Source organism: Pantoea sp. sgz302252 (assembly GCF_047713085.1).
Taxonomy (GTDB): Bacteria; Pseudomonadota; Gammaproteobacteria; order Enterobacterales; family Enterobacteriaceae; genus Scandinavium.
In genome coordinates, this window is the sequence record NZ_JBLFJW010000029.1 from 52,262 (window position 1) to 67,810 (window position 15,549).

General features: G+C 49.4%; 12 protein-coding genes and 1 pseudogene. 5 read left to right on the forward strand and 8 right to left on the reverse strand.

Going from position 1 to position 15,549, the window contains the following annotated elements:
- The first annotated feature begins 296 nt into the window (after window positions 1-296).
- A complete protein-coding gene (gene hemB, locus ACLW56_RS19410; RefSeq protein WP_330985354.1) occupies window positions 297-1,271 on the forward strand; it encodes a porphobilinogen synthase in 975 nt (324 codons plus the stop codon).
- Window positions 1,272-1,315: 44 nt separating this feature from the next.
- Here hemB and tauD read toward each other — a convergent pair whose 3' ends face one another.
- Genes tauD through tauA form a run of 4 tightly spaced genes read right to left on the reverse strand, consistent with a single transcriptional unit; the run spans window position 1,316 to window position 4,729 of the window.
- Window positions 1,316-2,167 carry a taurine dioxygenase gene (tauD, locus tag ACLW56_RS19415; RefSeq protein ID WP_330985355.1) on the reverse strand — a complete coding sequence of 284 codons (852 nt, stop codon included), beginning with the start codon at window positions 2,165-2,167 and terminating at the stop codon, window positions 1,316-1,318.
- Window positions 2,164-2,991 carry a taurine ABC transporter permease TauC gene (gene tauC, locus ACLW56_RS19420; RefSeq protein WP_330985356.1) on the reverse strand — a complete coding sequence of 276 codons (828 nt, stop codon included), beginning with the start codon at window positions 2,989-2,991 and terminating at the stop codon, window positions 2,164-2,166. Before tauC ends, tauD begins: the two co-directional genes overlap by 4 nt.
- Window positions 2,988-3,755, reverse strand: a complete 768-nt coding sequence (gene tauB, locus ACLW56_RS19425) for a taurine ABC transporter ATP-binding subunit (protein WP_330985357.1) — start codon at window positions 3,753-3,755, stop codon at window positions 2,988-2,990. The genes tauC and tauB overlap by 4 nt, the downstream gene beginning before the upstream one ends.
- 11 nt (window positions 3,756-3,766) lie before the next feature.
- Window positions 3,767-4,729, reverse strand: a complete 963-nt coding sequence (gene tauA, locus ACLW56_RS19430; RefSeq protein WP_330985358.1) for a taurine ABC transporter substrate-binding protein — start codon at window positions 4,727-4,729, stop codon at window positions 3,767-3,769.
- 510 nt (window positions 4,730-5,239) lie between these two features.
- On the opposite strand from tauA, the gene ACLW56_RS19435 reads away from it, so the two are divergent.
- Window positions 5,240-5,389 (forward strand): hypothetical protein, encoded by a 150-nt coding sequence (locus tag ACLW56_RS19435; RefSeq protein WP_330985359.1) that lies wholly within the window; start codon window positions 5,240-5,242, stop codon window positions 5,387-5,389.
- Window positions 5,390-5,546: 157 nt separating this feature from the next.
- Here the strand turns inward: ACLW56_RS19435 and ACLW56_RS19440 are convergent, their stop codons facing one another.
- A complete protein-coding gene (locus tag ACLW56_RS19440) occupies window positions 5,547-7,241 on the reverse strand; it encodes a GGDEF domain-containing protein (protein ID WP_330985360.1) in 1,695 nt (564 codons plus the stop codon).
- A gap of 209 nt (window positions 7,242-7,450) precedes the next feature.
- Between ACLW56_RS19440 and ACLW56_RS19445 the strand changes: the two genes are divergently transcribed.
- Entirely contained in the window at window positions 7,451-7,804 is a 354-nt protein-coding gene (locus tag ACLW56_RS19445; protein ID WP_330985361.1) for a hypothetical protein, read from the forward strand.
- On the opposite strand, the gene ACLW56_RS19450 is transcribed toward ACLW56_RS19445, so the two are convergent.
- The 3 genes from ACLW56_RS19450 to ACLW56_RS19460 all read right to left on the reverse strand — a co-directional run bounded on the left by ACLW56_RS19450 (window position 7,787) and on the right by ACLW56_RS19460 (window position 13,597).
- Window positions 7,787-8,461: a helix-turn-helix domain-containing protein gene (locus ACLW56_RS19450; protein ID WP_330985362.1), complete on the reverse strand. Its 675-nt coding sequence runs from the start codon at window positions 8,459-8,461 to the stop codon at window positions 7,787-7,789. The genes ACLW56_RS19445 and ACLW56_RS19450 overlap by 18 nt on opposite strands.
- Before the next feature lie 182 nt (window positions 8,462-8,643).
- Entirely contained in the window at window positions 8,644-12,771 is a 4,128-nt protein-coding gene (locus ACLW56_RS19455) for an Ig-like domain-containing protein (RefSeq protein WP_330985363.1), read from the reverse strand.
- 565 nt (window positions 12,772-13,336) lie between these two features.
- Window positions 13,337-13,597: a DUF1173 family protein gene (locus tag ACLW56_RS19460; RefSeq protein ID WP_330985364.1), complete on the reverse strand. Its 261-nt coding sequence runs from the start codon at window positions 13,595-13,597 to the stop codon at window positions 13,337-13,339.
- A gap of 239 nt (window positions 13,598-13,836) precedes the next feature.
- Here ACLW56_RS19460 and ACLW56_RS19465 point away from each other — a divergent pair, with 239 nt between their 5' ends.
- Together ACLW56_RS19465 and ACLW56_RS19470 are read left to right on the forward strand one after the other, a co-directional pair.
- The gene (locus ACLW56_RS19465) at window positions 13,837-14,310 is read left to right on the forward strand and encodes a glycoside hydrolase family protein (protein WP_330985365.1); all 474 of its coding nucleotides are present in this window, start codon (window positions 13,837-13,839) and stop codon (window positions 14,308-14,310) included.
- Between the two features lie 770 nt (window positions 14,311-15,080).
- A pseudogene (locus ACLW56_RS19470) lies at window positions 15,081-15,549 on the forward strand (hypothetical protein); the annotation flags it as partial.

The following is a 15,549-nucleotide window of genomic DNA, read 5'->3' on the forward strand; positions in this document are numbered from 1 at the left end:
AAGTTTGAATGCGGACAATCCATGCAGCTGGAAAGACAAAATCAGAATGAGTGACCCACATCACTGTTTAAATTATATATTAACCGCCACCACATTAATAATTCAGACAACAAATGCAAAGTGGGAAATATTCTTAAATAAAACGGCCGTTTCGTTATCAAATCGAATAAAAACATTTGATAAAATAATAATTAAGGTTACAGTGAAAAGTCCTAAACATAACCACCACTATAGTGAAACACTTCATCCATAATTCAGGTAAACTTATCGGATGTTCCCTTACTCTCAGGCTTATCATGACCGATTTGATCACTCGCCCTCGCCGTCTGCGCAAATCCGCTGCGTTGCGCGCTATGTTTGAAGAGACATCACTGACCCTCAACGACCTGGTGTTGCCTGTCTTCGTTGAAGAAGACATTGACGACTTCAAAGCCATTGAAGCCATGCCTGGCGTCATGCGCATTCCTGAAAAACACCTTGCCCGCGAGATTGAGCGCATCGCCAATGCGGGCATTCGTTCGGTGATGACCTTCGGTATTTCGCATCACACGGATGCCACCGGCAGCGATGCCTGGAAGGAAGATGGCCTGGTGGCACGCATGTCCCGCATCTGTAAGCAAACCGTGCCTGAAATGATTGTGATGTCAGACACCTGTTTCTGCGAGTACACCTCTCATGGTCATTGTGGCGTGCTGTGCGATCACGGCGTAGATAATGATGCAACCCTGCTAAATCTGGGCAAACAAGCTGTGGTTGCAGCGGCAGCTGGGGCTGATTTTATCGCCCCTTCTGCGGCAATGGACGGTCAGGTTCAGGCCATTCGCCAGGCACTGGATGCCGCCGGATTCACTGACACCGCAATTATGTCTTACTCCACCAAATTCGCCTCTTCCTTCTACGGCCCCTTCCGTGAAGCCGCAGGCACCGCGCTGAAAGGCGACCGTAAGACGTATCAAATGAACCCCTTGAACCGCCGCGAAGCGATTCGTGAGTCGTTACTTGATGAGGCTCAAGGCGCAGATTGCCTGATGGTAAAACCGGCGGGAGCGTATCTGGATATTCTGCGGGATATTCGTGAACGTACCGAGCTGCCGATTGGTGCCTATCAGGTGAGCGGCGAGTACGCGATGATCAAATTCGCCGCTCAGGCGGGTGCTATAGACGAAGAGAAAGTCGTTCTTGAAAGTCTGGGTGCTATCAAGCGTGCGGGCGCTGATTTGATTTTCAGCTACTTCGCGCTGGATCTTGCAGAGAAGAAAATTCTGCGTTGATCTTAACGCCCGGCGGCTTTTGCTGCCGGGCGTCTCCTTTTTTCTTATCCCGCCCGATAAAAAGGCTTATCGCCTAAGATGGTTGCCCGGTGCATGACTCGCCGCTGTGGCAAATAATCTGCATTGGCATAATGCTGCGTCACCCGGTTATCCCAAATGGCGATATCACCCTGCTGCCACCGCCAGCGCACCTGGAACTCAGGTTTGGTCACGTGAGCGAACAGAAAACCGAGCAGCGCTTCGCTCTCTTTATCGGTGACATCCACGATTCGGGTCGTAAACCCTTCATTCACAAACAGCGCTTGCTTGCCCGTTACCGGATGCGTGCGGATCACTGGATGCAACAATGGCGGGTGTTTTGCGACGGCATCCAGCCAGCGCTGGTGCTCTTCCTCAGAATGACGGTGCTTATATTCCGGGAAGGATTTTCGGAAATCATGTTCAGCCTTCAGCCCACTCAGCAGAGCTTTAAGTGGCGCAGAGAGCGCTTCCCAGGCCGCAACACCGCTGGTCCAGAGCGTATCACCGCCCGTTTCCGGCAGCTGTTTCGCCGCCAGAATTGCCCCGGCCGGAGGCGTCTCAATGAAGGTCACGTCGGTATGCCAGTTATCGTTGTCTGGCGGATTATCGTTATGCGTATCCAGCACGATAATTTCCTCCACACCCTCAGCGTGCGGATAAACCGGATGGATATGCAAATCGCCAAAACGCAAAGCCAGCCCGCGCTGTTGTTGAGGCGTAATATCTTGTTCACGAAGGAAAACAACCTGATGGCGTAGCACCGCATGATACAGCTGCTCAAATTGGTTATCGCTGAGCGGCCGACTCACGTCCAGCCCGGAAACCTGCGCCCCAATAAACGGCCCCAGCGGGGTAATACTCAGACGTTCACTCATGCTCTTTCTCCATGCCACGGCGTCAGGCGGCACTGCAATGCGCGCAAACCCAGCTCTAAAACGAAAGCGATAATGGCAATCACCGCGATCCCGGCCAACACGACGTCGGTGGCCAGGAATTCTCCCGCGGACTGCACCATAAACCCTAAACCGCGGGTAGCAGCGATCAGTTCAGCCGCCACCAGCGTTGACCAACCTACACCCAGCCCGATACGCAACCCGGTCAGGATCTCCGGCAGTGCGCCGGGCAAAATAACAAACCATAAAATCTGTGCTTTGGAAGCGCCCAGCGATTGCGCTGCCCGCAGTCGCACCTGTTGTGCACTTTTCACGCCAGCCAGCGCCGACATCGCCACAGGGGCAAAAATCGCCAGATAGATAAGCAGGATCTTCGACGTTTCGCCGATGCCAAACCAGATAACCATCAGCGGCAAATAAGCCAGCGGCGGGATCGGGCGGTAGAGTTCAATCAACGGATCGAGTATCCCTCGCACTGTCGGGCTAAGCCCCATCGCAATCCCCACCGGGATGCCGATGATAACTGCCGCCAGCAAAGCGATCAGAATACGTGTCAAACTGGCTGCCAGATGCTGCCACAGCGTGGCATCCATAAAACCTTCTGGCCCGGCTATAGTGATTAACTTGTGTAAAACCAAAGCTGGCGGGGGTAAGAACAGCGGAGCAATCAGATGCAGCGCGGTAACCAGCCACCACACAGCCAGAAGCACAACGAGCGTCGCGATGCTCAGGGTCAGTTGACGAGAAAGCGGCCAGCGCCAGTTTGTCCGTTGACGACGCGGTTTATCGGTGACGAGAATGCTCATGAGAAGGCCTCCCGGTGTTCAAACACGCGGCTCAGCACATATTCACGCTGGGCGATAAACTGCGGATCGGATTTAATGCTGCGGCAAGATTCACCCGCCACAAAACGGTGCGCAAAATCGAGCGACAGGCGTTCAGTGACCCGACCCGGCCCTGAGGAAACCAAGACCAGATCCGTCGCCATGAAAATCGCTTCTTCTATGTCATGAGTGATCAGCAGAACCTGCTTACCCGTTTCGTGCCACAAACGCAGCAACAGCGTTTGCATCTGTTCGCGAGTAAAAGCATCCAGTGCACCGAAGGGCTCATCCAGTAACAGAAGTTGGGGATCAGCCGCCAGTGCGCGGGCAATGCCCACACGCTGACGTTGCCCACCGGAGAGTTGCCAGATGAAGCGCTTCTCTGCGCCTTCAAGCCCCACTTTTTTCAGCATCTGACGAGCTATTTCGTTACGGGCTTCCTTATTCATCCCCGCGAGCTGCAGCCCAAAAGCCACATTGTCCTGGACGTTACGCCAGGGCAGCAGCCCTTCATTCTGGAACACCACGCCACGCTCAGCGCCCGGCCCGCGCACGGGCTGATTGTTCAGCGTAATGCTGCCGGATTCGTAAGGCATAAATCCGGCGACCAGGTTCAGCAGTGTGGTTTTTCCGCTCCCCGAAGGTCCGAGAACCACTAACAGCTCTCTTCGGTCAACGCTTAACGAGATGTCGTCCAGAACGGGCTTGCCACCGTAATCGACGCTCAGATGAGAGATTTGCAGCATGCTTATCTCCCCTACTTCACAAATTTGTCAGTCACGTACTGACTGTAATCAGCCGCAACCGCAGGCACTTTGCCTTGTTCCTTCAGGAACTGAGCCGTGTCAACAATCGCTTTATTGACCGGGCCATTGAGCTGTTCAGACTGTTGTGCTGCCGTCAGATAGGTATTCCCTTTCACCAGCCCCGGGACGTCAGCTTCCGGCACCCCGCTCAGTTTCGACAGTTTTTGCAGATTTTCTGATTTTGTCAGCCAGCTGTCAGGATTGTCGATATAGGGACGTTGAGCCTCAATGGCGCTGCGGGCAAAAGCTTTAACGATATCAGGATGTTGCTGGGCAAAATCTTTGCGCACCACCCAAACATCCAGGGTTGGCGCTCCCCACTGCCCGACTTTGGAAGAGTCCGTCAACACCGTGCCGTCTTTTTCCAGCTCATTCACGGCGGGTGCCCAAACATACGCCCCATCAATATCTCCTCGCTGCCAGGCGGCGATGATGGCCGGTGGCTGCAGGTTCACAATCTGTACCTGACCGGGCTTGATACCCCAGTGTTTCAGTGCGGCCAACAGGCTGTAATGGGTCGTTGAAATAAACGGCACCGCGATGCGTTTACCTGGCAAATCCTCAGGCTTGCTGATGCTCTTCTTCACCACCAGCGCTTCGGAGTTTCCGAGCTGTGAGGCCAGCAAAAATACTTCAATAGGAACCTGTTGGCTTGCCGCAACCGCCAGCGGACTGGAACCGATGTTGCCAATCTGCACATCGCCGGAGGCCAGCGCACGAACCACGCTCGCGCCGCTGTCGAACTTGCGCCAGTCGACCGTCGCCCCACTCTCTTTTGCGAAGGTGTTGTCAGCCTGTGCCACTTTGGCCGGTTCAGCGGAGGTTTGATACGCCACGGTGACGTTCACCGCCTGCGCCTGAAAAGTGATAAAGGCCAATGTGGCCAGGAAAGATAAGTGCGATGTGCGTGCCATGGTGTCTGCTCCCCTTGTTGTCATGGGCGCAGTATTTCCGGCAGCATCAATTTGATAAAGGAATTAAAACGTCTGGCTAATACCGATCTGTTTTTAGAAAAAAATCGGAAAAGCTTCGTGAATTCCCGCGCAAAAGTACGTTATCGGACCAACGTGAGTCGTCCACGGCGATGCGAAAGCTGCGGATATTGCGTGGTAATCAGAAATAGAAAAGGTCGCCAGGCCATTGTGTCCTCCTGTTTATCTCTCCTTTCAGCATGTCCCTGCCCGGCCCGTTCTTCCGTCAGGCAAAAGCCTGATCGTCCTGCTAAAAATCACCCTTTCGTCTCAGTTTGCGCTAAATCCACACCACAAATAGGTAAATTTCCTGCAACACATAATTCATGCGAATATTTCCCTCGCATGCTGTGCACTCTCCTGGCTCATTCGTGAACTGAAAAGATAATCCGCCGGGTTTAAGCGCTATCACTTTATTAATCACTAATTAGCAAGCCGTCTGGATGGGTGAGAATGAACGTGAAACCGTCTCCATTGACGGTTCGCGTAACGCCCCCCCAGCTAAAGCTGGGCGTACGCCATCCCTTAATCACTGGGGCGGCACTGCTGCACAACAGCTACAGTGATACTTCTGCCATGTCCGGCGTGAAATGCCGCTTTTAATTGTACTGAACGCCTTCCTTATGGAGTAATGCCGTTCACTTAAGCCAATGAATCAGGGGAAACTCCGGGATTTGGTTCCCGGAGGGACGTCAAACCCGGTGGTCGCCCCGGATATCTCGGTCTTAAACTAACGGTGTTACTCTTCGGAGGGAATTTTTTATGCTCTTTCTGGCAACCCGCAAATACGATCCCGGCCGCTGTTTTTGGCTTGATACAGCGCCGCATCGGCTTCAGCAAGGACTTCACTCAATTCACGTTTCCACCCGGAAGCCACGCCAAAACTGGCGGTGATCGTAAAGGGCTCCCCTTTCGGCCCTTCAAAGCGCAATCGGCGAATTTCGTTCTGAATACGAGTGGTATACCCCGTCACATCCTCAGAATCAGGCGTGCGGAACATCACCGCAAACTCTTCGCCGCCAAGACGCCCAATCACATCCCCTGGACGACTGAATTTTTTCAGCGTTGTCGCCAACTGAACCAGGACCTTATCGCCCGTTGGATGGCCCCAGGTGTCGTTGATCGCTTTAAAATGATCGACATCCATCATGATAAGCCAGGCCGGAAAGTCACGGTTGGCCTGCTGTAACAGGTTGCCCGCCATCACATCAAACGCCCGGCGGTTCGACAGGTACGTCAGGGGATCTTCTTCCGACTGACGTTTGAGTTTCTTACTCAGGCGAGTTTGCTCTCGCAGCTGGTTGCCAAGGGTGCCAAGCGAAGAAAAGAGCTCCTGGACTTCCTCTGCCGTGCTGTCATCCATCAGGGTATCCTGATGATCGCCTGCGATTATCCCGGTCGCTATCTGATTTAGTCTGAGAATGGGTTGCAGCACACGGGAACGCACGTAGTAAATCAGCCCGGTCGTCAGCAGGCAGAGCGCTATCAGGATGATAATGACCAGCAGCAGGTGAACCGCCGCTTGCTTCTCAGACTCGATGTAATGTTTTTTAACACCGGTCAGATAGGTATTGAGCAGCTCATCAAACGTATTCAGACTGTCGTGATAACGCACAGCAAAGCTATCGGCATCGACACTGTAAACCTCGCCCTTCTCACTTTCGGTTTGCAGCGTCTTAATGAGGGAAATTCCATGCAGCTCAAACTGCTGGCGGGTATTGCCCAGCAATTGGGTAAAGCCTGGTAAGTAACCGGCTTCATCACCCTGCGTACGCAGCAGCCACCACAGCACACTAATGCGTTCCATGCCGCGGCTAATCGCTTCGGTGTTATGCAAAGGAATGGGCGTTTGTGTCGCCAGAGGAATAAGTAACTGAGAGCCCAGCCTTCCGGTGGCATCGCGCAGTTCGCCTAATGCCTGAGCGCGCAAAATTGGGCCGAGTGCCGAAGGTTCCAGCATCAGGAATTCTGAGGTGTGGCGAAATAACGCTTCGTGATAAAAATCCGTCGCCGTCACCATCGCATTGATCGCGCGCTGCGCTTCAATCGGATCGTGCAACACTCGTTCGCGATACAAATCAATGTGCTGTCGCGATCGTTCTAGTTGATCAATCGTGGCCGTCAGCAGCGCCAGCGAGAGCATATTCGCGGGGATCTTTTTTAAATCACGATTGGTCAGCAGGCGGCTGGCTTCCAGTTTTCGCCAGGCCTCTGCCTTACCTGACGCAGGGCTCAACACCAATTCGTTCGCATACGCTCGTTCGCTGGCAAGATTGTTCGACACCTGCAGCACAAGGTAGAAATTATCAAACTGAATCACGTCGTTACGCGCTGTGTGCCATGCATTCCACGAGTCAGAAAGCAGCCACCAGGAGAGAATAGAGGTCAACACAATCGTCGCCGCCGCCGATCCCCACAGATAGCGCAGCACATTTGAGGGTGAGGCCGATTTCATGTTTTTTTTCATTGCGTAAGAGGGCCGTCACAGGTCAAGAAGATGAACATCCGATGAAGTAAGTCTATCTCAGTCCGGGAACGTCGGACCACCACAGCAGGTTCTTTTTCCGTTCATTTTATGACAACGAGAATGAGGCGTAAGAAAAAATCAACGATGAACCTGAGAATGACCGATTTGATGTCAATTTTTCAAATTACATCACACGAATGCAAAGATTGGCGGCACCAAACCTAACACGAAAAGAAGATGGAATCTGGGTAGAGCGCCCGTCAGATACACCAGAGGTAATCAGGTATGCTTTAACGATTGAGGAGTTCAATGCATTGTTTGATCACCCTACGGGTGATTACACAGTTCCCGCGCTCGCCATTCCTTGCTCCCTTGAAGAGTTTATGGTCGATTACAACCAACGCTTTGCCAAAGCGCCCTGGCATGACGTTGATATACACAGACCACTTGAAGCAGTTGACGTTAATGTTTTGTTATATTTATTACTTATACAAAGTGTATCTCAGCGAATGATATTAACCTTCAAAATCCATCTAATAGGAATGCGGTAATTTCCCCAAATCAATCAATTTTCCCATCACGATCTTTAAATACCCTCCTTTTCTTAGATCGGACAGCACTCTCATAATTTGCGCACGAGATAGTCCGCTCCTGCGTTGAATAAACTTTTCAACACTTATTTGTGTTCGATAATTTTCAGGATATATCCATAGTTCACTGAGCAGTGCGCGTACGGTTGTGTATGAATTTACTCCCACTATTTCACCTTCTCGTGCACTCATAACCATTAAGCGATGAGCCAAAATCCGCGATATATCATGCCATAGGTTAAATTGGTCTGCACATTTCAAAAAAATATTTATTGGTACTAGATACCCCACACATTCAGTTTCCGCAAAAATATAATGCTGAGGACGACGCTCGACATTGTAGTACAAGCCATAGCCATCAATGAAACCTATTACCCCAGGAGAAAAACCTGTCGCGACATACAGATCGCTTTCCGCATGGCATAACGAGTAGATGCCATCCGTCATCAAAATTATTGCTGACTCATTTTCATTTTGACTTAGTAAATAGGTGTGATCTGCTGGCAAAATGAATGGGGAACTGTAGGGGATAAGCTTCTCATGCAGCAAAGCAACAGATGAAAAAGGATACGTTTTTTTCGAAAAGTCATAAGCATGTAATGGGCTATTTTTTTTCATACTGATTCTTCAGCTCAAGGAGAGATGGGTTCATTATAGTTGAATTATCCAATAGTACCGCCCTCTTAGAGGGTATTTTTCCACGGCACAATTAACTTACAAAAAATGGTGAGATTAATAATAATCAATGACGCCAGGAGATAAACAGCCTGGCGTCAAAGTTCATATCTCAATAAAAGAAATTATTGCAAGGTATCTAAATTGTAACTCACCGTTCCGGTCGATTGCTGTAATGTTGTTGGATTTACGGCAGTAGCTGTAGCGGTACCCTCCAGGCTACCAGACGTTTCTGGTTGCAGGCCCAGAACCTCCCCACTTGGTACGGTAAAGATTACAGATTTCCCGACTTCCTGAGATGTCACGGTGTGAACAGGGAAAGTATGGTCTGTCATTGGAATAGTGGAAGTACTAGCCGCCTGACCTGTTACTTTAAAGTTAACCGTCAACTGATCTCCAGCCGCCATTCCAGGATAAGAGTAAACCGTAACATCTAATCCATTTTGAACCAACGAAACATTGATACTTGGATTGCCGGTTTTAGTATGCTCTGTGTCAACTGTCACGGGTCCAAACGCCGCCGACACAAATGTGGCCGTCGTTTGTCCGCTTTTACCTCCGACATTGGCTGTTACAGTCACCCCTTCTCCTACTGTATCAGTAAGGCTTAGATTAGCCTTGCCGTTGTCATCCGTTGAGATAGTTAAGGATGAGACGGCTTCCGCGGTAGTGCTACCGGTAATCACCCAAGTAACAGGTACATTTTTTATAGGCTGATTATTTGCGTCCAAAACTACCGCCTGTGCAACATCTACAGCGGTACCATTCCCTGACACGTTATTGGTTAGCATACTGACATTTACCGTTCCCACGGCGGCAGCGGTAAAGACAACTGAGCCTGTATCTTCCTTCGCTTCAGCGTGCGCTGTCGCTGTTACAGTCTCTACGGCTGAGTCGACTAATTTCAGGATTGCGATCCCGTTACCATCCGTCGTGACCGTCAGTGGGCTTGTAGCTGTTGCTGAGGATCCGCTTGCTATACTCCAGGTCACACTCGCATTAGGCACAACCTGCCCTTTAGCATCCGTCAGTGTTGCCTGAAGGATATTCTCAGAGGCGTTATCCGCCGCTGCATTATTGGTTTGTACTGTCACAGTTACCGCAGCAATTTGCGGAATAAAGGAAATGGTTGCCTGAGCACTTTTGCCATTGGCAGTGGCGGTAATGACAACATTACTTTCAGCCACCAAATCGGTCACGCTTAGCAGTGCTTCACCTTGCGAGTTTGTACTGACGTCCAACGGTGAAGAAGCATGTGCTGTTGTTGAACCGCTGAGACTCCATGTCACACTCTCTCCGGAAATCGGCTGCCCCGAACTATCGCGTACAATAACCTTTGTTTGATTAGTATCAACGCCATCTGCAAATGCATTGTTTCGTTCTACTGTAACGACGAGAGTACCGACAGGGACACTCGTAAAGTTCATCACAGCAGAATTCTCAATCTGGTCAGCATTTGCCATGACCGTAACAGACTCAGCCACAGCATCCTTAACGCTCACCGACGTTTTACCTTCTTGATCAGTGTAACTAATAGCTTCTGATGCAATTTCTGCAGAGGAAATTCCGGACAAACTCCAGTTTACAGCCATATTCGCAATAGGTTTCCCCCCGCTATCAGTCACAGTAGCCTGAGCAGTATTGAGATCCGTGTTGTTCGCTACACTATTGTCTTTAGTTATTTTCACAACGATATTCTTCGCCACGACAGTCGTGAAAGTTGCCGTAGTAGAACTTGTTTTAGTACCCGATGTCGCCGTCACCGTGACAGGCTCTGAGACAGAATCTTTCAGAGAGACTTTGGCTATCCCGGAATTATCAGTGGTCGCCGTGGTCGCCGTGGTCAGAATCGCTGTAGTGCTACCAGAGAGACTCCAGGTGACAGTCACCCCCTGTAATGGTTGACCATTACTATCAGTAACAACTGCCTGTGCCTCGTTAATCGTGGCATTATCTGCTGGCGAGTTATTTGTCACCATACTCACCACGATATTACTCACTGAAACCGGCGTAAATACAGCCGTGACTGGTGAGGACAGGCCTGCGCCTGATGCCGTTAGCGTAACACTTTCCGCTACAGAATCTTTAAGAGATACCGTGACAATACCATTGTCATCGGTATTTCCCGATGGGTCGCTCGTCAGGTTAGCGGTTGTACTACCTGAGAGACTCCAGGTGACAGGAATACCCTTAACAGGTTGACCATTCGCGTCAGTTATCCGGGCCTGTGCCTTATTGGTTGTCAAATTATCAGCTGGGGAATTATTGGTCGTCATACTGACAGCAAGATTATTCACCGAAACAATCGAGAAGGATGCTGTGTCAGTATCGGATAAACCACTACTGGTTGCGGTGATCGTGACTTGCTCCGCTGCGCTATCTGCTACCGTCACCATCGCAATACCCTGTGCATTCGTTTGAACGCTGGACGGACTGGTCATTTTTGCCGTAGTACTGCCGCTAATGCTCCAGTTCACTACAGCAGAAGGCACTGGTTGACCGTTGCCATCTTCGACTATCGCCTGAAAAGTATCCGCAGCTTTTCCATCAGCTGGTGCATTATTCACTTTAGCCGTAACATCAATGCTCGTAGCGGCTTGAGAAACAAAACTCGAATTGGCTGAGGCTGATTTTCCTGAAGAGCTGGCAGTAACAGTGACAGAACCCGCGATACTGCTTGAAAAGTTAACATTCGCTTCACCCTTCTCATTAGTAAGGCTATCGTTTTCGCCAATAAATGCCTTGTTACTCACTTGCCAGGACACAGGCATGTTTGGCATCGGCTGCCCATTAGCATCTTTAATTAGCACGGTGCCACTATTATCGCTTTTACCATCCGCAACACTTTTATCCTTGGTAATTTTAAGGTCCATTGCCGATATAGATTTGGCAAAGGTTGTGGTTGTGTTGCGGCTTATCCCAGAAGATGTGGCCTGGATAACCACTTGTTCGGCTGATTTATCTGTAATCGTAATGGTCGAATGACCATTGTCATCCGTTACGCTACTTGTATTACTCAAATTAGCCTGGCCAGTGCTAGTCCAACTAATGACTGCGTTACGTGCTGGAGAACCGTCTTGAGTCGTTGCGGTAATCGTTGCCGAGTTTGCTGTTACGCCATCCGCAGGGCTGTTATCTTTAGTCAGGATCAGCGCCATATTGGATAATACGTTGCTGGTTTTCTTTTTCTGATACTGCAAAACAATCTCATTATTACGCTCAACAAGGTCATAACGAGCCCCCGCCAGGCTACGAAGATTAACCACTTGCGCAGGAGAAATTTGATCTTCAAACTTCTGTCCTAATGTATAGCGGAAGTTAATGCCGAACTGCGTTTCATCCATCGAATCCTGCCCCCGTTTATAATCCATGGAGGCAGTGATTAACGGAAATGGCGTATAGTTAAGGCCTAAAGTCACTGCCGAAGGATTTGACTGAAGATGATCTTTATCGAATAACGCAACCTTGTCGCCATAGTACTGTTCGTACATCAATTTTGCGCCCAGTTGCGGTAACTCAGGAAGATATGCTTCGGCTCGAATATCGTAACCATCTGCTGGTTTTTCATTATAGTCGTCAAAATCATCTGACGAATGCCACTCGGTAGTGCCCAGATAAACGTTAGCAGACAGTTTAAGATTATCCGTCCAGGCTTCTGCGCCTAAACCAATTCGCTTATTTCCCCCGGCAATATCATCGTCAAAGAAGACGTTCGCACCATACATCCATTTGGGATTATAAAAGGTACGAACGCCCATTCCGATATTGCTCGTCGTGCGACCGTCAGGCGCTCGTACGCCTAGTTGAGTGAAAAGCAAGGCTTTTTTTCCATCATATAGTGGGGCCAGAAAATCGAAAGAACTATTATCCCAATTGCCATTCTGATCAACATTAAGTTGAACGCGAGCCGTTCCATATCCCGCTAACCATTTCTGAACAGCATCAGAGGCATAACCTGTCGTCGCATTGACCGCCATCTCTTTTATCCCTTCAGCTCCTGAAGAGGAAAGCGAGCCGGCAACACCGCTCATCGTACTTTCGTAAGGCAGTGGTGTTGCGGTTTTATCCGTGTTCAGATGGTCTGAAGAAAATGGCGAGTCTGACACATTAGATGTTGAGTTTTCATTGGCCCTTACGACCGCAGGAACAAAAGTAATTATGGGAAAAATGATCTGGATAAATATTTGCAACCACGTAATGACATTAATAATGCCATGCCGGCAACAAGATTTGTTGGTATATTTCTTTTTCATTGAAATGGTCACCACATCTAAAACAACACGAGCATCATTACACGCGTAATTTATTGGTTATAAACAAGATATCGCCTATAGCAGGCCTTGAGAACTAATTAGTTGTAACAACTGAAATATTTTTGAGAGTCTCATCATCCTCATTCTGGATTATGACATGACGAGTGCAAACAAGTAACGATAGCGGTAAGCTCCCCTCTAATTTTTATCTTTAGCGACTTTAATCTTTTCAGACATTACTTTATTTAAGAAATTATTCTTGCTAAGTGAAGTGAGATTGTACATAATAAATTTAATATTAATTTAAACATCCTAATTACTTAATTATATCGACACTATTGATAGTGTATTTCACCATATACATTGGTGAAATACTTACATAAAGGTCGACAATAAACAGGGTTTAGGATAAATCCAGGAGACAGCAAGTTCCAATGTTATTTCTGTCTCAATTGAGACAAGAGATCTTTCTCCAGCAAAGATAATGATACGCAAGATCGATATAATCGCCCTCGCCCTTAAATCTAAACCGCATTCAGGGATTAAGAATTGAATATTTTGAACATCACAAATAGTTAATCTTGATAATTTTATGCGCCTGATATTCTTCGTTATCCCTGCCCCAGACTTCCCTGGAACAGCACTCTCCATGGATATCCATCCGAATGAAATCAGGATGGTATTCGTTTTCGGCGAAACCGTCGGTGAGAAGTATGCTGGATACCTGGCCTTCCCTGACCCGTTTTTCCTCAACATCCTCTTCATGTGCTGATTCAAGCGGAATCCAGCGATCGCTCACCACCACCAGGCAGACCGCCCTGATCATCGCCAGCTGATATTTTATCCTGCGTGAGAAACGTGGATACCCGGTTTATCGGGATACTTACTCTCTATTAAGACCCGTCAGCAAGTTTTTTTCGCTCAAATTCAGGAGGAAAATAAGTCAATGATGAGAAATTAGCCTGACATCATAAGGGTTACTACCGGCTTGAAAGCCCGGGGAGGCTGACATTTATGCTGCCATAGCAGTAAGTAAGAACTTCAAAACTTGAACTGGAGAAAAAGATGAATTTCAAAAGTGAAATTATCCCCCTGTTGCGACAGGAGGAAGGGATCCGTTACAGCCCGTATCTTGATAGCCTTGGTTACCCCACTACGGGAGTTGGTTTCAGATTAGGGCCACAGGGAGCTCCGCTTAGCCATTACACATTCAAGTTATCGGATAACACGATCAACGCCTGGTTGCGGGATAATATTAATGCTATCCACTCCAACATGCAGACCTGTTACGAGATTACTGCGGCGCTACATGTCTGTAATATGCCACGGCATGATATTCTCACTTCAATGGCCTACCAGATGGGGGTTGGTGGTCTTGTTAAGTTTCACAATATGCTTCAAGCCATTGTTGAAGAAGAATGGAGTGAAGCCGCTAGCCAAATGCTTGATAGCACCTGGGCAAAACAGACGCCTCAGCGTGCACAGCGTCACGCAAATGTTATGGCATCAGGGGAATGGTTTCCGACTTATGAATTCTGAATATCCAGCCGTTGTTGGTTCGGTAAAAAGGTCAATTTCATGGCAAAAATGATATTTCTCGCGTTTGCGTGTGTTCTGGTATGTTCTGTGTCGGCGTGCTCCAGCACTTGGTTTACAAAGGTCACAATGCCTGGTGGTGCTACGGTAACCCACGGAAATATTGATAAAGGCACAATGGTTACCCGTGATGAAAAAGGAGGATTTACGATTGACACTCGATCTGAGTCTGTAAAACAGACTTCAAAGGCATCTGCGCAGTAATAATTTCAGTGCAGCGACAGCTGGATGATGATCGGTTAAAAAACTGGCCGTAGATATATAGCGCCGTCTCAGCATCGTCTGGCGATCCTGAAATTCCAGACAGGATAGTGGACACCCACAGTGGTGGACACTATCCATGACATTACTCTCTCCGGCTCGTAAGAAAGCGCCAATTATTTCGTTGAGTTCAAAATCAAAATGGTCTCGCCGCTTGCCCGTGATCTATACCGGGCAATTGGTCGCTCCCGTCGTTATACAGGAATAGGGGAACGCTTATATATATCGGACAGACGCTCAGCCCCTGAATCCCCACTCGGGTGAAATTGCGGCTTTCCCAGACCACATTCAGCAAGCCTTTTCGTGACTGACTTTTCATTTGTTTTTTTCGATAATTTCTCTCCTCAGGCAAAAAACACCCACTGCCGGGGTGCATTTGGGACAATGCGACAGCCCCGCCGTGCCTATGCTGCTCCTGCCTTCATCATTAACCTGATTACAGAGAGCCCATCATGAATCCTGAGAGCCTGCAGACCAGCCCGCTGGTTTTTTACCCGCTTCCCAATTTTGCCGGAAACCCGCAACCCGTGGCACACGGGCAGTCGGGGATTGTGGCCAGCAGCAGCACCGACTGGTCGCTGCAGTCCGTGTCGGTGGGAGACACCATCACCCATGCCTATATCTGGAGCGGGGTCGATACCAGCAACCCCGGGCGGAGCTACACCGGACATACCGAGAGCTACGTGAGTGCCAGTGTCCGTGACCTGACGGCCACCTATCCGGCAAGCCAGTACCCGCTGCAGTACCTGGGGCTCGATAACACGCTGGCGGTTCCGGTGACGGTGATGCTGAGCGGCCCGTTCAGCGGCGCGGACACGCTTGCGGCAACCGCGCTGGTTCCGGGGAGTACCGTATCACAGACGACGCTGGCCGCACCGGGTATCCCCGGCGCAATGGGTTTTATCGGTACGGTGGCCGGAA